General features: G+C 57.9%; 19 protein-coding genes. 9 read left to right on the forward strand and 10 right to left on the reverse strand.

Going from position 1 to position 20,803, the window contains the following annotated elements:
* Positions 1–145: 145 nt before the first annotated feature.
* The 9 genes from ACIQWS_RS07945 to hflX all read left to right on the forward strand — a co-directional run bounded on the left by ACIQWS_RS07945 (position 146) and on the right by hflX (position 10,249).
* Positions 146–2,422, forward strand: a complete 2,277-nt coding sequence (locus ACIQWS_RS07945) for an ATP-binding protein (protein ID WP_403174276.1) — start codon at positions 146–148, stop codon at positions 2,420–2,422.
* Positions 2,412–3,773 carry a sigma-54 dependent transcriptional regulator gene (locus ACIQWS_RS07950; protein ID WP_223614954.1) on the forward strand — a complete coding sequence of 454 codons (1,362 nt, stop codon included), beginning with the start codon at positions 2,412–2,414 and terminating at the stop codon, positions 3,771–3,773. The genes ACIQWS_RS07945 and ACIQWS_RS07950 overlap by 11 nt, the downstream gene beginning before the upstream one ends.
* 135 nt (positions 3,774–3,908) lie before the next feature.
* On the forward strand, positions 3,909–4,313 hold the full coding sequence (locus tag ACIQWS_RS07955) for a RidA family protein (protein WP_403174284.1): 405 nt from the start codon (positions 3,909–3,911) through the stop codon (positions 4,311–4,313).
* Positions 4,313–5,689: a Trk system potassium transporter TrkA gene (trkA, locus tag ACIQWS_RS07960; RefSeq protein ID WP_288193756.1), complete on the forward strand. Its 1,377-nt coding sequence runs from the start codon at positions 4,313–4,315 to the stop codon at positions 5,687–5,689. The genes ACIQWS_RS07955 and trkA overlap by 1 nt, the downstream gene beginning before the upstream one ends.
* A gap of 21 nt (positions 5,690–5,710) precedes the next feature.
* On the forward strand, positions 5,711–6,475 hold the full coding sequence (locus tag ACIQWS_RS07965; protein ID WP_403174294.1) for an MBL fold metallo-hydrolase: 765 nt from the start codon (positions 5,711–5,713) through the stop codon (positions 6,473–6,475).
* Positions 6,476–6,483: 8 nt separating this feature from the next.
* Complete coding sequence (locus ACIQWS_RS07970) at positions 6,484–7,587, forward strand: lactonase family protein (RefSeq protein ID WP_403174299.1); 1,104 nt, start codon at positions 6,484–6,486, stop codon at positions 7,585–7,587.
* 12 nt (positions 7,588–7,599) lie between these two features.
* A complete protein-coding gene (locus ACIQWS_RS07975; RefSeq protein ID WP_403174306.1) occupies positions 7,600–8,466 on the forward strand; it encodes a D-amino-acid transaminase in 867 nt (288 codons plus the stop codon).
* A gap of 119 nt (positions 8,467–8,585) precedes the next feature.
* Entirely contained in the window at positions 8,586–8,831 is a 246-nt protein-coding gene (gene hfq / locus ACIQWS_RS07980) for an RNA chaperone Hfq (protein ID WP_091885912.1), read from the forward strand.
* Positions 8,832–8,839: 8 nt separating this feature from the next.
* Positions 8,840–10,249 carry a GTPase HflX gene (gene hflX / locus ACIQWS_RS07985; RefSeq protein WP_346308289.1) on the forward strand — a complete coding sequence of 470 codons (1,410 nt, stop codon included), beginning with the start codon at positions 8,840–8,842 and terminating at the stop codon, positions 10,247–10,249.
* Between the two features lie 6 nt (positions 10,250–10,255).
* Here the strand turns inward: hflX and mazG are convergent, their stop codons facing one another.
* The 10 genes from mazG to tmk form a co-directional block, all read right to left on the reverse strand.
* Positions 10,256–11,077, reverse strand: a complete 822-nt coding sequence (gene mazG, locus ACIQWS_RS07990) for a nucleoside triphosphate pyrophosphohydrolase (protein ID WP_403174330.1) — start codon at positions 11,075–11,077, stop codon at positions 10,256–10,258.
* A gap of 76 nt (positions 11,078–11,153) precedes the next feature.
* Positions 11,154–11,390: a hypothetical protein gene (locus ACIQWS_RS07995; RefSeq protein ID WP_403174333.1), complete on the reverse strand. Its 237-nt coding sequence runs from the start codon at positions 11,388–11,390 to the stop codon at positions 11,154–11,156.
* A 38-nt stretch (positions 11,391–11,428) separates the two neighbouring features.
* A complete protein-coding gene (locus ACIQWS_RS08000; RefSeq protein WP_403174337.1) occupies positions 11,429–12,451 on the reverse strand; it encodes a hypothetical protein in 1,023 nt (340 codons plus the stop codon).
* Positions 12,452–12,613: 162 nt separating this feature from the next.
* Complete coding sequence (locus ACIQWS_RS08005; RefSeq protein ID WP_403174342.1) at positions 12,614–14,770, reverse strand: hypothetical protein; 2,157 nt, start codon at positions 14,768–14,770, stop codon at positions 12,614–12,616.
* Between the two features lie 517 nt (positions 14,771–15,287).
* Complete coding sequence (locus tag ACIQWS_RS08010; protein ID WP_346306347.1) at positions 15,288–15,758, reverse strand: YbaK/EbsC family protein; 471 nt, start codon at positions 15,756–15,758, stop codon at positions 15,288–15,290.
* The gene (locus ACIQWS_RS08015) at positions 15,755–16,564 is read right to left on the reverse strand and encodes an MBL fold metallo-hydrolase (RefSeq protein ID WP_403174355.1); all 810 of its coding nucleotides are present in this window, start codon (positions 16,562–16,564) and stop codon (positions 15,755–15,757) included. Before ACIQWS_RS08015 ends, ACIQWS_RS08010 begins: the two co-directional genes overlap by 4 nt.
* The gene (locus ACIQWS_RS08020; protein ID WP_403174360.1) at positions 16,557–17,345 is read right to left on the reverse strand and encodes a TatD family hydrolase; all 789 of its coding nucleotides are present in this window, start codon (positions 17,343–17,345) and stop codon (positions 16,557–16,559) included. The genes ACIQWS_RS08015 and ACIQWS_RS08020 overlap by 8 nt, the downstream gene beginning before the upstream one ends.
* A 21-nt stretch (positions 17,346–17,366) precedes the next feature.
* A complete protein-coding gene (gene metG, locus ACIQWS_RS08025) occupies positions 17,367–18,917 on the reverse strand; it encodes a methionine--tRNA ligase (protein ID WP_223613433.1) in 1,551 nt (516 codons plus the stop codon).
* Positions 18,918–19,065: 148 nt separating this feature from the next.
* A complete protein-coding gene (locus tag ACIQWS_RS08030; protein WP_403174368.1) occupies positions 19,066–20,124 on the reverse strand; it encodes a DNA polymerase III subunit delta' in 1,059 nt (352 codons plus the stop codon).
* Positions 20,121–20,795 (reverse strand): dTMP kinase, encoded by a 675-nt coding sequence (gene tmk, locus ACIQWS_RS08035; protein ID WP_346306352.1) that lies wholly within the window; start codon positions 20,793–20,795, stop codon positions 20,121–20,123. The genes ACIQWS_RS08030 and tmk overlap by 4 nt, the downstream gene beginning before the upstream one ends.
* Positions 20,796–20,803 lie beyond the last annotated feature (8 nt).

Raw genomic sequence — 20,803 nt, forward strand, 5'->3', positions numbered from 1 at the left:
TGGCCATTGACCGGGTCAACCCGAAAGGATCAGCCGTGCCAACCGTGCGGTGTTGAAGCAATTCTGCACAGGTTTCGACGAGAGGGCGTTGCATTTCCGCCACAATGTGTTGCATGAGTGCAACTTGGTTGGGATGACGTAAGCAATGCTCTTATCAAATTCGGTCAATCAGTTGGGAAACTCGCTCACGGCTGCCGCTGGCGGCAACACGCAGCGCTTTTACTCCCGTATCGGCGTTGTCACGGTTGTTCTGGCGCTTTTGACGACGGGCGTAACGTTTTTCATCCTCACGGGAATGACCCCGGTTCAGCCCGAGAGCAACCTCACTTTTGTCCTGACCGGTCTCAATGCGCTGCTGATTCTCGCCTTGATCGTGCTGATTGGCCGCGAAGTCTATCGCATCAGCCAGGCCAGGAACCGGGGGAAGGCCGCTTCCCGCCTGCATGTGCGCCTCGTCGTGCTGTTTTCGCTTGTCGCTGCGGTGCCGGCCATGCTGGTGGCCATCGTTGCATCGGTCACGCTCGATCTCGGGCTTGATCGCTGGTTCGAAATGCGGACCACGACGATCGTCAACTCGTCGATCAGCCTTGCCAATTCCTACATTCAGGAAAGTGCGCGCAACCTGCAGGGCACGACGCTTGAAATGGTCAGCGATGTCGACGCACAACGCTCGCTGTACAATCTGGACCGCACGAGCTTCACGCGCTTCCTGACCCAGCAGGCGCTCGGCCGCGGCCTGATCGGTGCATTCATCATCCGCTCCAACGGTGACACCTCCGTTCGCGCCGACATACGCACGAATTTTTCAATTCCGCCGGTCGCGAAATCCATTCTCAACACGGCACAGGACGGCAAGCCTGTGCTCATCCCGCCGGAACGGACCAATCTGCTCAGCGCCGTCGTCAAACTCCAGCAGATACCGGATATGTTCCTCTACACGGTCCGCCCGGTCGACGGGGACATTCTCAACTCCATGCGCGCCATCGAGGGCAACAATCTCGATGCGGGAAAACCGGTTGCCAATGGTGTGGACACACAGATTCTGTTTGCTCTGCTCTACTTCGGCCTGACCCTGACTTTGCTTCTGTCGGCCATCTGGACCGGCATTGCGGTCGCGGACCGGCTTGTGCGCCCCATCCGGCTACTGATAGGTGCAGCGGATGATGTTGCAACCGGCAATCTGGATGTCGCGGTGCCGGTGCGCCGTTCCGACGGCGATGTCGGGTCGCTCTCCCAGACTTTCAACACCATGGTGCGCCAGCTGGGAACGCAGCGCCGCGACCTCGTTGCCGCCAAGGACCAGATCGACGAACGCCGCCGTTTTTCCGAAGCGGTGCTGTCCGGCGTAACGGCAGGGGTCATCAGCGTGGATGCCGATGGGGCAATCGGCATCATGAACCGATCCGCCGAAGCGATGTTCGATCTGGACCCCGTCACGACCGTCGGCAAGAATCTGACGGCGCTCGTCCCGGAAATCGGGCTGGTGTTCGAGGTTGCCCATGCCACGGGCCGGTCGGTTTACCGCGAACAGGTATCGATGTCGCGCCGCGGCAGCGCCCGGACGTTCAATGTCCAGATTACCGTGGAGGACGCGGAATCCGCTGACCACTCCTATGTGGTCACCGTCGATGACATCACCGATCTGGTGGAGGCGCAGCGTTCATCCGCCTGGGCCGATGTCGCGCGGCGCATCGCCCACGAAATCAAAAATCCGCTCACGCCCATCCAGCTGTCGGCGGAACGCATCCGCCGGCGTTACGGCAAGGTGATCACCGAAGATCGCGAAGTTTTCGATCAGTGCACGGAAACCATCATCCGGCAGGTGGGTGACATCGGGCGCATGGTCGACGAGTTTTCATCCTTTGCGCGCATGCCCAAACCGGAAATCAAGGCGATGGATTTGCGCGAAGCCTTGCGCGAAGCCTCGTTCCTCGTCGAAGTCAGCCGCAGCGACATCCGCTTCGAGCGGGATTTCGGCAACGTGCCGCTCATCGGGCAATTCGACGGCCGGCTTATCGGGCAGGCGTTCGGAAACGTTATCAAAAATGCTGCAGAAGCAATTGAATCCGTTGTGAAAGATGGACTGGGTGACGGACATATCCGTATCCGGTCGAGGCAGGAGGGAGACGCTCTGATTGTCGAAATTTCCGACAATGGCAAAGGCTTGCCGCGTGAACACCGGCAGCGTTTGCTTGAACCCTACATGACGACGCGCGAGAAAGGCACAGGTCTTGGCCTCGCAATTGTCAAAAAGATCGTTGAAGAACATGACGGTCAAATTGAACTGCACGATGCCCCCGCGGACTTCCACGGCGGGCGGGGTGCAATGATCCGCATGGTTTTTCCCACGACCCATACCAATACACAGACAGCCGACAATTCCGATCCATCGGCGAAACAGGTGAATTCAAATGGCATCTGACATTCTTGTCGTCGACGATGAAGTCGACATCCGCGAGCTTGTTGCAGGAATATTGAGCGACGAGGGGCACGAAACCCGTGTGGCCTCGGACGCGGACAGCGCATTGGCGGCGATCGATGATCGCATTCCCCGCCTGATCTTTCTGGACATCTGGATGCAGGGCAGCCGGCTCGACGGTCTTGCCCTGTTGGACGAGATCAAGAGCCGCCATCCCGATATTCCCGTGGTCATGATTTCCGGTCACGGCAACATCGAAACCGCGGTTTCGGCCATCCGACGCGGCGCCTATGATTTCATCGAGAAGCCGTTCAAGGCTGACCGTCTGATTCTTATCGCCGAACGGGCACTCGAAACATCCAAGCTGCGGCGCGAAGTTTCCGACCTGCGCAAGCGCTCGACGGAAAGCTCCGAACTGCTCGGCACGTCGCTGTCGATGAACCACCTGCGCCAGACCATCGAGCGTGTCGCGCCGACCAACAGCCGCATCATGATCACCGGTCCGTCCGGCGCGGGCAAGGAACTCACGGCACGGGCCATCCACGCCCTGTCGACCCGTTCCAAGGGACCATTCGTCAACCTGAACGCGGCGACGATCACGCCGGAACGCATGGAAGTCGAGCTTTTCGGCACGGAATCCGATGGCGGCGAGCGCAAGGTGGGGGCGCTGGAGGAAGCCCATGGCGGCATTCTCTACCTGAACGAGATTGCCGACATGCCGCGTGAAACGCAGAACAAGATTCTGCGCGTGCTCGTCGATCAGCAGTTTGAACGGGTAGGCGGCACCAAGCGCATCAAGGTGGATGTACGGATCATCTCCTCGACCGCGCAGAACCTCGAAGCGATGATTGCGGAAGGCCGGTTCCGCGAAGACCTGTTCCACCGGCTGGCCGTGGTTCCCGTGATTGTTCCGCCCTTGGCGGACCGGCGCGATGACATTCCTGCGCTTGTCGAATTCTTCATGACGCAGATTGCCGAGCAGGCGGGTATCAAGCCGCGCAAGATCGGCCCGGATGCGATGGCCGTGCTGCAGTCCCATTCCTGGCCGGGCAATATCCGCCAGCTGCGCAACAATATCGAGCGCCTGATTATCCTGGCGCGCGGCGATGATCCGGAAGCGGTCATCACCGCCGATCTGCTGCCTGCGGAAATCGGCGACACGCTGCCGAAGGCTCCAACCGAATCCGACCAGCACATCATGGCTCTGCCGCTGCGCGAGGCGCGTGAGCGCTTCGAGAAGGAATATCTCATCGCGCAGATCAACCGGTTCGGCGGCAATATTTCCCGCACGGCGGAGTTTGTCGGCATGGAGCGTTCGGCCCTGCACCGGAAGCTGAAATCGCTCGGGGTCTAACCGCTTCACGCAATCTCGGGGGGCTTCGGGGGAATACGTTGGTAGACGACAGTATTCGGTTGCGACTCTCCGGCTTTTACGGGAAAGTCGGCGGCCTTTGCCCTGCGGCATCGGCCTTCATCATGGGAGTGAGGAATGTTTCGCCCTGTCAATCCGCCCGGTCCATCCATTCCGGGTCTGTCTCAAGCCATGCTGATTGAAGGCGGCAAGCTGCTCGTCCTGTCAGGGCATGTGCCTTTCGATTCGGAAGGCAAGATTGGCGGCAAAGACGTGGCAGCGCAGCTTGATCTGGTATTTGCCAATATTGCGGCAACGCTCAGGGCGGCAGGCACGGATTTTGCCAGCATCGTCCGCCTGACCTATTACATCCGGGATTTTGACCAGGCGATGCTGCCGGAAATACGTGGCGTTCGTGACCGCTGGGTCAACACCGAGTGCCCGCCGGCCAGCAGCCTCATTGGCGTGGCGGCCCTGTTCCATCCCGATGTTCTCATCGAGGTGGATGCCATGGCCGTGATTGCCGAAGGCGAAACCAGCTGATGCGTGTAATCATCTGCGGCGCAGGGCAGGTTGGATATGGCATCGCCGAACGGCTGGCTGCCGAAGACAACGATATTTCGGTCATCGACACGTCGGCCGAGCTCATTCAGGTCATACGCGATACGCTGGATGTGCGCGGTTTTGTCGGTCACGGCGCCCACCCGGATGTTCTGGCGGCGGCCGGTGCCGAGCAGGCTGATATGATCATTGCGGCAACGCTTTATGACGAGGTGAACATTGTTGCCTGCGAGGTCGCGCATGCGCTGTTCAACGTGCCGACCAAAATCGCCCGCATCCGCGCGCAGGCCTATCTGCAGCCGCACTATCAGGACCTGTTTTCCCGCGATCACATGCCGATCGACGTCATCATTTCGCCTGAGCTTGAAGTGGGTGAGATGGTATTGCGCCGCATCGCCTTGCCCGGCGTGAGCGATGTCGTCCGCTTTGCCGACGAGACTATCGTGGTGATGGCGATCGAATGCCTGGAAGACTGTCCGGTCATCAACACGCCGCTCATTCAATTGAGCAATCTCTTTCCCGATCTGCCGTCGACAGTGATGGCCATCATCCGCAATGACACGTTGCTCATTCCGCGCTCCGCCGATCACCTCTTGGCCGGTGACATCGCCTATGTCGCGACAACCAAGTCACAGGTGCGCCGCACGCTGGCGCTGTTCGGTCACGAGGAGCCCGAGGCAACACGCATCGTCATTGCCGGCGGTGGCAATGTCGGGCTCTACGTCGCCCAGACAATTGAAGCCAAGCAGCCCAAGACCAAGGTCAAGCTGATCGAACCCAATTTGACCCGTGCCAATGCCATCGCAGACGGGCTTCGGCGTTCCATGGTGCTGCATGGCAGTGCGCTGGATCAGAAACTGCTGCTGGAAGCGGAAATCCAGGATGCGGACCTTCTGGTCGCGCTGACCAATGATGACCAGGTCAACATGCTGGCCGGCGTCATGGCCAAACGCCTCGGCTGCAAATCCAGCCTCGTCCTCATCAACAATCCGGATTATCTCGACCTGAGCAAATCCCTCGGCATCGATGCCCATATCAGCCCGCGCAGCGTCACCATTTCGCGTGTGCTGCAACATGTGCGGCGCGGCCGTATCCGGGCCGTACACAGCGTCCAGAAGGGCCGGGCGGAGATTATCGAGGCAGAGGCGCTCGAAACCTCGCCGCTTGTCGGCGCCCCGCTGCGCGACCTAGACCTGCCGGACGGACTGCGGATCGGCGCGATCTACCGCAACGGCGAAGTCATCCGCCCCGACGGTTCGGTCCGCATCAAACCGCAGGACCGGGTGGTCATCTTTGCCACGGCCGAAGCGGTCAAACAGGTCGAGCAGATGTTCCGCGTCAGCCTCGAATTCTTCTGATCGGCAGAAAGACGCACCGACATGAAACTGCAACTTCTCCGCAATGCCACGCTAAAACTGAATTATGCCGGTTCAACCGTCCTGATCGATCCATTTTTCGCTCCCAAACACAGCCGCCCGTCCTTTACCGGCCGTTCGCCGAATCCCATGACGGATCTGCCGGTTTCAACCGACGAGATCCTTGATGGCGTCGAGCTTGTACTCGTCTCGCATCTGCATGCGGATCATTTCGACCCCGTGGCGCAGGAACTTGTCCCCAAGCATCTGCCGCTGATCTGCCAGCCGGGCGATGAAGAGAAAATCCGCTCCTTCGGTTTCACCGACGTCACGCCATTGACCGGGGATCTGACGTGGAAGAATATCCGCCTGACCCGCCGCGACGGCAATCACGGCACCGGGGCCGTGCTTCCGCTGATGGGCAATGTCATCGGTTTTACCATCGAGGCGGATGGCGAACCCTCGATCTATTGGGCAGGTGATACCATCCTCTATCCGCCGGTGCGCGAAACAATCGAAGCGACGCAGCCCGATATCATCGTCACCCATTCCTGCGGTGCCAAATGGGACGGTGTTCTCATCGTCATGGATGCGGAGCAGACCATCGAGATCTGCCGCATTTCACCCCCGAAGACAAAAGTCATCGCGACGCATATGGAAGCCCTTGACCATGCAACGGTCACCCGCGACGATCTGAAGGCCCATGCGCAGGCAGCGGCTATCGATTCCCACAAGCTGATCATCCCTTCCGATGGAGAAACCCTCCATCTCACAGCCCCCAACCCATGAGACCAACCATGCCAAAGACCTATGCTTTTGTCGGCAACCTGAATCGCAACGCTCTGCCCAATGCCGGAAAGGGCATCAGCGTCTTCCGCTTTGACGACAATACCGGTGATCTCACGCTCGTCAGCGAATACCTCGCAATCGACAATCCCGGTTATATCGCCATCGACGAAAAGCGCCGGCGTCTTTACGCGGCAGTGGAAATCCCCGAATGGAACGAGGGGATGGCTGTCGCCTTCGATATCGATCCGGCCTCGGGAGCCTTGTCCTATATCAACATGCAGCCGACCCTTGGCAACACCACCTGCCATCTCGGGTTCGATATGTCGGGCGAGACGATCTTTGCCTCCAACTATACCGTTGCCGCGCTGGGCGAACGCCCCGGCAATGCCGTGGCTGCTTTCGCCATCCGCGCCGACGGCGGGCTGGAGCCGGCCTTTGCCGCTGCTATTCATGAGGGCAAGAACGCGATCCTGCCGACGGACAAGCGGCAGCATGGTCATTGCGCCGTCGTCAGCCCGGATAATCGGACCGTGTTTGTCTGCGATCTCGGCCTGGACCGGATCATGGCCTATAAGCTGCCGTCGAAGGGCGGGAAACTGGAGCTGGCAGCAACGCCGTTCACGACCTTGCCCGATGGTGCCGGACCGCGCCATATGACATTCCACCCGAATGGGAAGATTGCTTATGTTATCAATGAATTGAACAGCACTGTTTCAGTTCTGCATTATAATGCCGAAACCGCCGAGCTGACGCTTGGCCAGACGCTTCCGTCCATCCCTGCGGACTTCACCGCGACCAATACCTGCGCAGAGATCGCCGTCAGTGCCGACGGCCGGTTCCTTTATGGCTCCAACCGTGGGCACAACAGCATCGTCAGCTATGCGATTGCCGCCGACGGCAGTCTTGCGCTGATCGGCTGGACACCGTCGCAGGGCCTTGGCCCACGCAACTTCGTCATCGATCCCACAGGCAAGTTCATGCTCGTTGCCAATCAGAAAGGCGGGGGCATCGCCGTGTTCAAACGCGATATCGAAACGGGTGCGCTGGAAGATACCGGCAAGCGTGCGGACCTGCCAACGCCCATGCGCATGGTCTTCGGCCAGTTCGAATAGGAGGCTCTACCGATGTCCCGTATCGCCTATGTCAACGGCCAGTACATTTCCCATGCCAATGCCGGTGTTCACATTGAAGACCGCGGCTACCAGTTTGCCGACGGCGTTTATGAAGTCTGCGAGGTTGCCCGCGGCAACATCATGGACATGACGCGCCATCTCAACCGCCTCGACCGCTCGCTTTCGGAGCTGCGGATCGGCTGGCCGATGAACCGGAAGGCGCTGCAGAGCGTGATCGCCGAGGTGGTCCGGCGCAACCGTGTTTACAATGGCATGGTCTATCTGCAGGTGACGCGCGGTGTCGCCAGGCGCGACCACGTCTTTCCGGCGGCCGACACGCCGCCTTCCATCGTCATCACCGCCAAGCGCACGGATCCCGTCATGTTCGCTGCCCGGGCGGCAAAGGGTGTGAAGGTCATCACGGTGCCGGAAAACCGCTGGGACCGGGTGGACATCAAATCTATCGGCCTTTTACCAAATGTTATGGCGCGCCAGCAGGCCAAGGAGCAGGGCGCTCAGGAAGCCTGGTTCATCGATCCGGATGGCACCGTTAGGGAAGGCGCGGCAACAAATGCGTGGATTGTCACCATGGACGGCGTTCTGGTGACCAGACAGGCGGAAACCGGCATTTTGCGCGGTATTACCCGCACAACCATCTTCGATGTGGCCAAAAAGCTGGGATTGACGATCGAGGAACGCGGCTTTTCTGTCGAGGAAGCCAAGCGGGCGCGCGAAGTTTTCATGACCGCAGCCACCACTGTTGTGATGCCAATCGTTGCGATTGACGGCGAATCGGTGGCAAATGGGCACCCGGGAACGATCGCACTTTCGTTACGGGAAGCGTTTTTTGACATTGCGGAAAAAACGCCATCCTGTTAACCGGAGTATGAGGGGACTAACAGAAACCATTTTTCACCTCCTGCAGGAGTAGGCTTTCTGCTCCCGTTGCCGAAATTTGTATGAGACACGTTTGCTGATCGCATAAAAGGACAAAAACAATGGCTGAACGATCGCAGAATCTTCAGGACCTATTTCTGAATTCAGTCAGAAAACAGAAGATTTCTCTGACAATTTTCCTCATCAATGGCGTCAAACTGACCGGTATTGTCACCTCGTTCGACAATTTCTGCGTCCTGTTGCGCCGCGACGGCCATTCTCAGCTCGTCTATAAACATGCCATCTCGACCATCATGCCGAGCCAGCCTGTGCAAATGTTCGAAGCTGAGGCCGAAGACAGCGACTGAGATAACATTTGACCAAAGAAACAAGGCGTAACGCGCAAAACCCTGGCGGATCAACCGATAATGGTGAAACCGCCAGAGAAGCCACGCGCGCAATCGTCATTGTACCGGTTTTGCCGACGCGCTTTTCCGATGGCAAGGCCGATGACCACGGCCGCATGAAGCACCAGCCCGAATTCCAGCGCAGCGACGATGCGCGGCTGGAAGAGGCCGAAGGCTTGGCCCGCGCCATCGATCTGGACATTGTCCATTCCGATATCGTGCAGGTTTCAGCGCCGCGTCCGGCGACCTTGCTGGGGACAGGCAAGGTTGAAACGATTCATGAGCTCATCGAGGCCTCCCATGCGGAGCTCGTGATCGTCGATCATTCCCTGACACCGGTACAGCAGCGCAATCTCGAAAAGGCATGGAACGCCAAGGTTCTCGACAGGACCGGGCTCATCCTTGAGATTTTCGGACGGCGCGCCCAGACGAAAGAGGGCGCCCTGCAGGTGGAACTTGCGCACCTCACCTATCAGAAGGGACGGCTGGTGCGCAGCTGGACCCACCTTGAACGCCAGCGCGGCGGCGGCGGCTTCCTCGGCGGTCCCGGTGAAACACAGATCGAGGCCGACAGGCGCGCACTGCAGGAAAAGATCCTGCGCATCAAGCGCGAGCTGGAAACGGTGGTGCGCACCCGCACCCTGCACCGCAGCAAGCGCAAGAAGGTGCCGCATCCGGTCGTGGCGCTCGTCGGCTATACCAATGCGGGCAAATCAACACTGTTCAACCGGCTGACCGGAGCAGGGGTCGTGGCCGAAGACATGCTGTTTGCCACGCTTGACCCCACCTTGCGCCGTATCCGGCTGGAGCACGGCGAGACGATCATCCTTTCCGACACGGTGGGTTTCATCTCCAATCTGCCCACGCACCTCGTTGCCGCTTTCCGGGCGACGCTGGAAGAAGTGGTTGAGGCCGATCTCATCCTGCACATCCGCGATATCTCCGATCCGGATACAGCAGCACAGTCCGAAGATGTCCACGCGATCATGACCAGTCTCGGCATCGAGCGCGGCGATACGAAGCGCATTCTCGAAGTGTGGAACAAGATCGACAGGCTTGACGATGCGGGCCGCGAGTCGGCGCAGCGTCTCAGCGCAGCGGTGAAGGGCGACGAACATCCGATTCCGGTGTCGGCGATCACGGGCGAGGGCGTCGACGCCCTGCTGAAGGAAATCGAGAACCGCATTGCCGGCAAGCTGAAGCATGTCAAAATCACCCTGCGCCCGGACCAGATGCGGCTGATGGACTGGATCTATCAGCATTCCAGCAATGTGAAGCGCAAGGATCTGGATGACGGCTCGGTATCCCTCACCATGGATATGACTGTGGCATCGCATGCCAATCTGGATGAGAAATTATTGCGGCGGAACAACGGGTAAACGGTGTTACTTCGCGGTTTTGGCTTCCTGCCAGAGTGCTTCCATTTCATCGAGTGTCGCCGCGTCGAGCGTCTGTTTCTGCTCGTTCAGCTTTCGCTCGATATAGTGGAAGCGTGACCGGAACTTTTCATTGGTGCCGCGCAGGGCGCTTTCCGGTTCAAGCTTCAAATGGCGGCCGAGATTGACCATGGCAAACAGCAGGTCGCCATATTCTTCTTCCGTATTTTCGCGATCACCATTGGCAATGGCCTGTTTCAACTCGCCGATTTCTTCCTCGATCTTGTCGAGAATGGGCGCGGCTTCCGACCAGTCAAAGCCAACCTTGGCCGCCTTCTGCTGCAGTTTGAGTGCGCGCATCAGGGCAGGAAAGCCGTGCGGAATGTCGTCGAGGAAACCGGTCGGCTCCACGGCGCCCAAATTGAGCGCAGCACGGCGCTCGCGCCGCTCCGCCTTTTCCTCGGCCTTGATCTTGTCCCACATGCCCTTGGCCATGCCGGCACCGCGGGCGGCCTCTTCACCGAAGACATGCGGATGGCGGCGGATCATCTTGTGCGTGATCGCCTGGACCACGTCACCGAAATCGAATGCCTGCATCTCTTCCGCCATCCGCGCGTGAAACACCACCTGCAGCAGCAGATCGCCCAATTCTTCGCGCAGATCGTCGATATCATCGCGCTCGATGGCATCGATCACCTCGAAGGCTTCCTCGAGCGTATAGGGGGCGATGGACTTGAAATCCTGCTCAAGATCCCACGGGCAGCCGGTCACCGGCGTGCGCAGGGCCTGCATGATCTCAAGGAGGCGGGTGATATCGCGTGATGGTTTCATACGAAATATACTAAGGCAGGAGCAGGGCGGCTGATATGACCGAGCTGACATGCCGGTGGCTTGTCCACAGGATCGGTCAGCGTTTCCCGGCCGCCTGCAGGGATATGGGCCCGATCACGTCATATACCACCCTGACGCCGTCCACCGTTTCCGGAAGCTCGGTCGTTTCGGGGAGCTGATCGCGCATATTGACCTTGATGGCGTAGGAGTCACCGATGCGGATCAGGCCGACACCAATGACGGTGCCGCACGATCCGGCCAGTTCCCTGGCTTTCGGCTTGGCAAGCCGCGCCTGTTCGATGGAGGTGCTCATGGCTTTAATTTAGTGCATCCCGGCCACTCCCGCTAGGGTCAAACCGGCATTGTCAGCCCCAATTTCTCCAGCACGATGGAAAGATCATTGGCGAAGGTGACACCCTTGCCGTTGGTGCCGCCCTGGTCGCTGCCGGCGAACAGCAGGGCGCAGGCATAGCCCTTTTCGTCCATGATCACCGATCCGCTGTCGCCGCCCGAGCTGAACGGACCGCTGCCTGTGGTCTGGATCTCGATCTGGCTGTCAAAACCGATATCGCCGAATTCATAGCTGACCACCACGTCATCGACTTCGATTGCCGTGACAACACCTTGCGTCACGCCGGTTGTCCTGCCGATCTTGAACACCTTGTCGCCGGGACGGAGCGGGGTCTTGCGCAGGCCCTTCAATTTTCCCGCATCCATCAGGGTCACCGCGTTGAAGTCGATATCCGCATCGATGGAGGCGATGGCCGCGTCGACCAGGTTGTTTGCGCCTGATGCGACCGGCTCGAAAGCCAGCAGTTCGCCGACCTTGTCCTTGCTTTTCCTGCCGCCGTCATAGGCGGCGGGCTGCAGGATCGCATCGCCGATCTTCGCCTTGTTTTCATTGGCCAGCACATGATTGTTGCTCAGAATGACCGCCTTGCCGCTCGCCATGTGCTGCGCAAAGCCGCCAAGCGTGCCCGCCGTAATCGAATAATGCCCGACCGACGCGCCGATCAGCAGCGGCCTCTGACGCAGCTGATGCCAGGGCAAGACAGCCGGCGCTGCCAGAGCGCTGCCTTTGAACACGGTGCCGATATAGGTGATGTCGGCCTTGTTGCGGGCTGCTTCCTCGATCTGCTGGCGCAGATAAGCATTTGTTTCGAGCGCACGGCGCTGGACGCGGACGGCGAGCCGGTAATCCTTCTTTCCGTCGCCGGCGGCAATGCCAAGCGCGATACCGCCTTCGACGCCGGTCAGACGCCGTATTGCAGTAGAGCGGACAATGCGGCGCTCTGCGCGGATTTCAGTGACAAGCGGTCGAATGATCTGTTCTGCGATTTCGTTTTTCAGCGCGCGTACAGTTTTCAAATCCACGGTGGTCATCCTTCTTGTATCTACAAGTTCAGGGCACGTGTGCGACTCGACGATGAGCTTAGCCGTGGAGATATGGTTTGGCGAGCGGTGTGAGCAGGGGCTATAGCCCCTGCTTGTATATCTGGCGTTCAAGGCAAGGCCTTCACCAAGGATCGTCTGGGACTATTTTATGAACTGAACTGCTGATTTGGTATTGGCAGCAGCAACTGCATCCGCGTTTTTCATCGTATCGGAAACATCGACATCAAGAGACCAGATGCGAACATTGGCGGGATTCATTGCATCAAGAATATTGGGAATCCCTTGTGAATCTGCATCCGCAGGAGCAATGAAAGAAGCGCTCCTATCGACGGTAATGACACCCTTTATGTCGTCATATGTAGATCTGGCATCGAGAGGTGTCAAAAGTTCACCGCTAACATCATTATTTTGCTTATAATATTCAATCCCCCATATGGAGCTGTATAAATCCCTTTTTACTTCCTTTCCAGTTTTATAATCCCAATAACGATGGCTCTCACTGCTAGACAGAATACCCTCATTATGTATTGCATACTGGATATATGGCGTGTTGGCGTAATTTGCATTTGATAAATAAGTTCCCGCCGAAATCACGAAGTCCAGTTTGAAATTACGCTGGTCCAGTTGTGCGATGCGATATTTGTCGCTTTGAACATTTGCGGACATGTAATCGAGGCAAATATCAATACCGAAAGGCAGCCCTTCAATAATGTTGTTTTGAAACTTGTTCGAAATGAGCTTTCCCTGCGAATCAAAAGATTTCGCGAGGGATGAACTTACAGATGCAATGGAAATATTAACTCCACCATTTACGCTGAGTACGCATTTTTCAATATAATTGTATGCGTTGGGATTGCTTGGATTGGCTTTGAGACTTTCGCCTCTTACAGTGACAACTTTACCATCTATTATGACATCATTGCAATTAGGTGTAGGAGGCCCATCTTTGTAATCTATGGTGGAGACCAGCCGTTTGGGCCATATCATATAGGCGGGGCGAGGGTAGCGTGGATCGTTCAATGGCAGATTATGCGTGCAAACGAGATGATTGCGCGCACCATATATGGTTCCAGTTCCTCCTGCATATTTGCCGTTACTTGCCAAGAACGCATTGGGTTCTTGCGCCAGAGTCGCGACAGTGCCCGGCAGCAGAACAATCCTGCCATATTTATCTTCCGGAAACTTCGATATCAGTGTTCTCGCGTTGCGCGTTACTATATCGAGATACAAGTCACCAGATTTGACCAATTCGACTTCATTCAGAAAATCGCCCCAAGGCACATTCCAGAAGAACTCCGGAGCTGTGAAAAAACTGACATCAAATTCCGTCGGGCGGTGTTTTTTGAAAGCCGTCACCATGGCCCGGTAGAAGAGCGCAAACCTGTTGTCCAAAGCACGCTTCAGGTAGGTTTCAATTCCTTCGTAGACAAGTGGTTTGGTCTTGTCTTTCGGATCGGTAGTGCGAGCCGAATCAGGGGTGATGGCTGGCGGTATCTTGTTGTCAGAGGCGTATTTGAGATATGTGTCTGCGCTTTCAAACGTGATTGTCTTTTTGGGATCTTTCGAATTGTCGATTGTTACCACTGTTCCCATGAGTGTAACTTTGCTGCGCGTGGAAATTTGCGTGAATGAATTATATTCCAAATTGTAGATTCCAACATTCATTCTGGTCCGCTTGATTGCTGGAGGAGCTGGCGGCTTCACCGGCTCAGATGGGCTTGGCGAGGGCATAGGCGCTTTCGTCAGGGCGGTATTTCCCACAACTGCTTGGGTAGTTAGTGGAACGACGCCGATCGAAGCTACAGCCGTTGCCGCAGTCGGTGGCGCGGATTGCACCACAAGCGGTTTCACAGGCTCGGACGATGCTGACTGAGACTTGCCCGCTTCCGGAAAAACACCTTTGTCCGGCGCGGGCTCAGCGGGCGGCGCGATAATCTCGGACCGTTCCGGGATATGCGTGACAGGTACAGTCGTTGGCGGCGGTTCGGTGGGCGGGGCGGGAAGCGACGGCAGAACATCTGTCGTCGCGTAAGGGGGAAGCGGTACGGAAAGAGATGGTGCCGAGATAGGAACTTCCGTCTCAACAACCGTTTCGGAAGGAGTATCAAATGTCGCAGGAGACGCCGCGATAGTAGTATCATCCGGTGCCAGGCCAGCATCTTCCGTACACCCACCCAACACGGCTAGCAGAGACGTGGCAGGTAGATAAGCACAGCCCATCAACAGAGCTCGCCTTAACTGCGATGGTTGATCGGTATGGAAAGGCAGATTGCGCCTCGGTTCAAAATTGATTTTCACTTTATGCCTCGCAAAAATTGCTGAAATATCGTTTTCATCCCGAAATTACGGGCTTAATTAAATGGCGAAATAAAAAACCAGTCACCACAGTTCGATACGCAAATTTTGTGCCAGTTATCCCGACGTGGCTGCAATTAGCCAACATCTGAGATAAGGCAGGGATAACCATCCATGTTGTGACAATCCAAACCGTAAACTGCGGATCTGCTCGTGAGACCAGTCTGCCTCGCCACAGCTTTCGAAAATGGAAACAGCCTAACTAATGGGCTCTTATCGGTATTCGCACAAAAAATATGCAGAAATCATTGTTGAAGTCATCCTGCTCTAGCTTGCAGCATCCGCGCTATGAGATGGCGTTCATTCATGTTCAACTGACGAAAAGTGGAGGGCGTTGCATCCTACGGAAGACGAGAGGGGATTTGTGCACTTTGCAGTTGTAAATGGAATGTACCCCGGCTACATACAAAGATCGCATAAGATAGATTATGGAACCAAAAGGCAGGTCGGAATGGCTCGATCAGCCCGTAATATCGGCTATTTCAGCCTTCGCGGCCGTCATCAAAGCCTGCGGTTCGGCCGGAAAAACAAAGTTCGTGCCGCCTGCTGCAGCCCAGACGACATCGAACTGCATCAGTGTTTCATCCGCATAGGCCTTGATGTCGATCAGATGCCCCAATGGCGATACGCCGCCAATGGCAAAGCCCGTCTCCTTGCGGATGTGCTTTGGATCAGCCCGGTGCAGCGTTTCTCCGGTCAGCCGCGCAGCCTTGGCAAGATCAAGCTGGCGCGGTCCGGAAACCAGAAACAGATAAAGCTGCTGCGTATCGGTGCCCTGAAAAATCAGCGACTTGACGATCTGCGCGACCGTAACACCACATTGAACAGCCGCATCTTCCGCCGTATGGGTTGAATCGGCCATCTGGCGGATTTCGATTTCAAGGCCTGCAGCATGGGCTGCCTGACGGACACGTTCAACGCTCTTGCTCATGCTTCAACCTCAAAGGACAGGCCGTCAAAGGCCGGTTCGACATGGTCTGGCGTATCGCGCAGGACAGTTCCATAATCCAGTGGTACATGCATATGAGTCAGAATGGCTCGGCGCGGCCTCAGCTTTCCGATCCACTCCATTGATTCATCGAGAGAAAAATGGCTTGGGTGCGGACGGTACTGCAACGCGTCGATGATGAGTATATCGAGCCCGTGCAGCTGGGCCGCTGTTGTTTCCGGAAACGCGCTGACATCGGAACAATAGCCCACATCGCCAATGCGGAAGCCCAGCGACAGGATATCGCCGTGCACCTGCGGCAGCGGCAGAAAGCGGATCGCACCGCCCGCACCGTCAACCTCAAAAGCCTCGTGATGCACGATCTCATGTGGCCGCAGGATCGGCGGATAGCTCGAACCTTCCGGCGTCTTGAAACAATAACTGAAGCCTTCGACGAGCCTGCGCTGGGTCGCCTGATCGGCATAGATATCAACCAGATCGCGCCGGTCGATGACAAAGGTCCGGAGGTCATCGAGGCCGTGAATATGGTCCGCATGCGCATGGGTATAGACGACGGCATCGAGCCGTCCGGAGCCGAAATCGATCATCTGCGAGCGGAAATCCGGCCCCGTATCGATGACGACGGTGGTCACGCCGCCATGCGCGGCAATGCGCTCCACCAGCATGGACGCCCGGCGTCGGCGGTTTTTCGGATTGTCCGGATCGCAATTGCCCCAATCACCATTGATGCGCGGCACGCCCGGAGACGAGCCGCAGCCCAGAATGGTAAAGCGCAGGCGATCAGGCATCGGCGGGCCTTGGCATCTTGGTGAACAGGCGGAATACATTGTCGGTGGTCAAAGTGCCGATTTCCTCGACGCTGACACCGATGGTGTCCGCCAGCACGGCAGCCGTATGGGTGACAAAGCTCGGTTCGTTGCGTTTGCCGCGATGCGGCATGGGTGCGAGATAAGGCGCGTCCGTTTCAACCAGCAGCCGGTCGCGCGGCACATTTCTGGCGATGTCGCGGATTTCCGGCGAATTCTTGAATGTCAGAATACCGGAAAACGAGATGTAACCGCCAAGCTCGACACCAACCCGCGCCAGTTCGGCACCAGAGGAGAAGCAATGCAGGATGAAGGGGAAGGCCCCCTTCCCTGATTCCTCGCGCAGGATCGCAATCATGTCCTCATCGGCACTGCGCGCGTGAATGACCAGCGGCAGACCGGTCGCGCGTGCCGCGGCGATATGGGTGCGAAAACCCTGCTGCTGTGCTTCCGGCGGCGCATAATCATAGTGATAGTCGAGCCCGGCTTCACCGATTGCCACCACCTTCGGGTGTTCGGCCAGCTTGATCAGGTCATCGGCGGTAACGTCGAGTTCCTCATGCGCATTGTTCGGGTGCGTCCCGACCGAGGCAAAGACGCTGTCATAGCGTTCGGCGATGCCGATAATGCCGTCCAACTTGCGAACGCGCGTGCAGATGGTGACCAGCCGCACAACACCAAGATCCAGCGCGCGCTGGACAATGGCGTCACGTTCTTCGGCAAAATCCGGAAAATCCAGATGGCAATGGCTATCGACAAGCATGAAAAAGATCCGGGTTCCTGATCAGGCGCCTTTGTCTGCCTCGACATAGCGCGGGAAGATCGGCTGCGGCGCGGGCAAATCGGCGCCGGGCACCAGTTCGCTGCCGCCGAGAAGATCGGTGAAGTTACGCTTGTCCGCAGGCACGGCCAAGATATCGAGCAGTTTGGCTGCCGATCCCGGTATGAACGGCAGGCAGAGAATGCCGACGCGCCGGATCACTTCCGCCGTCACGTAGAGAACGGTTTCCATCCGTGCGGGATCGGTCTTCTTCAGTGCCCATGGCTCTTGCGAGGCAAAATACCGGTTGGCTTCCGCCACCACGGCAAAGATCGCCCCAAGCGCCAGATGCATGGCCTGCGTGCCGACGGCCTTGCGGGCTGTCTCCAGCGCTGCCACCGCCTGGTCAAGGATGGCCTTGTCGACATCGGTCAATGCGCCGGGCTGCGGAACCTTGGCTTCGCAGTTCTTGTTGATCATCGACAGCGAGCGCTGCGCCAGATTGCCGAGATCGTTGGCAAGATCCGCATTGGTGCGGTTGACGATCGCCTCATGGCTGTAATTGCCGTCCTGACCGAAAGGCACTTCGCGCAGCAGGAAGTAACGTACCTGATCCAGGCCGTAATGTTCGACCAGGGAGAACGGATCAATCACATTGCCGACCGATTTCGACATTTTCTCGCCGCGGTTGAACACGAAGCCGTGGCCGAAGACGCGCTTTGGCAGTTCGATCCCTGCGGACAGCAGGAAGGCCGGCCAATAGACGGCATGGAAGCGAATGATATCCTTGCCGATGATATGCACGTCGGCGGGCCAATAGCGCCAGCGCTCGGCCTTCTCATCGGGATAACCGGCCGCCGTGATGTAATTGGTCAGCGCGTCGACCCAGACATACATGACGTGTTTCTCGTCGCCGGGAACCGGAATGCCCCAGTCGAAGGTCGTGCGCGATACGGACAGGTCCTTCAGCCCGGATTTGACGAAGGAGATGACCTCGTTGCGGCGCTCGTCCGGCCCGATAAAGCTCGGATTGTCGGCATAGAGCTTGAGCAGGCGATCCTGATAGGCGGACAGGCGGAAGAAATAGCTTTCCTCTTCCAGCCATTCGACGGGCGACCCCTGCGGGCCGTAGCGCACGCCATCGGCACGCACTTCCGTCTCGTCTTCCTGGTAATAGGCTTCATCGCGCACGGAGTACCAGCCGGCATAGGAATCCTTGTAGATATCCCCGGCTTCGACCATTTTTTTCCAGATCGCCTGCGATGACGCGTAATGCCGCTCCTCGGTGGTGCGGATGAAGTCGTCATAGGACGCATTCAGGAGATGGCCCATGTCACGGAAAAGCTTGGCATTTCTGTCGGCAAGCTCACGCGGCGTTATGCCTTCCTTGCGTGCCGTTTGAAGCATCTTGATGCCATGTTCGTCCGTACCGCTGAGGAAGAACACATCCTTGCCGTCATGGCGGTTGAAACGGGCAATCGCATCCGTCGCGATCAGCTCGTACGCATGACCGATATGCGGGCTGCCGTTCGGATAGGAAATGGCTGTGGTGATGTAAAATGTTTCGCGGCTCATACGTAACCTGATTTGCTTCGGAATTGGCATCTTGGGAAGGCGTCAGGCTGACATAACCCATGTCCGGCCTGATTGCTATACCGGTCGTAAACACATGAATTCAATTGAAATACTATTCCGCATTCATGTGATGTGACCGGGTGGCAGATCAAGAAGCACGCAGGGCGCGGTGCATCCTGTCGAGAAAGATAAGAACGGACTGTTTGCGGTCAAGGTTGAAGGCATCGGCTTCACGGGCTTCGCCCTGCATGTCCTGCCACAGTGTCGACCAGTGATTGGCCTCGGCCACGGCACCCTTCTCCGCAGCCTCCCTCGCCTTCGCCGCGATCCGCGAAAAAATGTCCTCAAGGAAAAGGTCAAACTGAATTTCCGAATCGCGTCCCGACAAGGCGGTTCCAAGCGCCTGCGCCTTGGGAACGTCGAATACCGGCTTTGTCAGTATCGCTTCGATGGTCTGCGATATCTCCAATCCGCCAAACGCCACAAGCAGTGCCGCCTTGCGCACGCTGCCGTCCGCGTGGGTCACCAGTGCCTCGGTATCCGGCATCTGCTCCGCACCAAGGCCGATGGTTGCCAGCGCCGACAACAGGTCGCTGCGCTCCAGCCCCTCAAAACGGATGGACTGGCAGCGCGAGCGGATCGTTGGCAGCAAGCGCCCGGAAGAATGCGAGATCAAAATGAACAGCGTTCGCTGCGGTGGTTCTTCAAGAGTCTTCAGTAACGCATTGGCTGCATTGCGATTCATGTCATCTGCCGGGTCAACGATAACAATGCGCCACGCACCGTCATGCGCCGTCCGGTTGAGAAAATGCGTCACCCGGCGAATCTCATCCACCGTGATCCCGGTCTTGAATTTTCCGGTCTTGGCATCGAGCGGGCGGCTGATATGCAGCACGGCCAGATGTGTCCCGGTGGCAATCTGCCGGTAGGGCGCGACGGAAAAATCGGGCACAGCCAGTTCCAGCGGCGCATCACGCTGCACCGGATGCTTGAGCATGTGTCCGGCGAGGTGGAAGGCCAGCGTGGTCTTGCCCACGCCCTGCGGTCCCTCGAGCAAAAGTGCATGATGCATGTGGCCGGATTGATAGGCCTGCGCCAGAAATGAACGGATGGACGGGTGACCGAACAGCGCGGGATTGGCCGACGGAGCGGGAATACCGTCAATGGTGTCATGCGTGGCGGGCACGTCGGGAAGCGTATCGCTCATTGTGCCGCCCCCGCTTTGGCCTTTTCCTTTATCGCCCGCCGCGCCTTCAGGCGATCGACGAGGCGGGCAATATCCGCCGCGATATCGTCAACCGGCCGGTCCGCAGGCACCACCTTGCACCGGCCCGGTTCAGCCTTGGCGATGGCCAGATAGGCGTCCCGGCGCTTGCGGTGCATTTCGATGGTTTCCTTTTCGAAGCGATCGGCGGTGCCTGTTCCGCGGCGCGCATTTGCGCGCTGCAGCCCGATTTCCGCCGGCAGATCGAGAATTATGGTCAGATCAGGCATCAGTCCGTTGACGGCTGCCCTTTCAATGGCGCGCATCAGACCGGCATCGAGATCGCCGGTGACCCCCTGATAAACCCGGCTGGAGTCGATATAGCGGTCGCAGAGCACCATGCTGCCCGTGTTGAGCGCGGGGCGCATGACCTGCTCGACGTGATCATTGCGCGCGGCGGCAAACAGCATCGCTTCCATGGCGGGACCGAAGGATTCGGCAGCGCCGCTCAGGATGACATGCCGCACAGCCTCGGCACCGGGTGAGCCGCCCGGCTCGCGGGTCACCACCACATCATCGCCGGCTGCACGCATATGCGCTGCCAGTCGGGTGATCTGGGTGGATTTGCCAGCGCCCTCGCCGCCCTCAAAGGTAATGAACAGTCCTTGTTGCACGCCGTCAG

Origin of the sequence: Phyllobacterium sp. NPDC097923 (assembly GCF_044760925.1) — a bacterium.
GTDB lineage: Bacteria > Pseudomonadota > Alphaproteobacteria > Rhizobiales > Rhizobiaceae > Phyllobacterium > Phyllobacterium calauticae.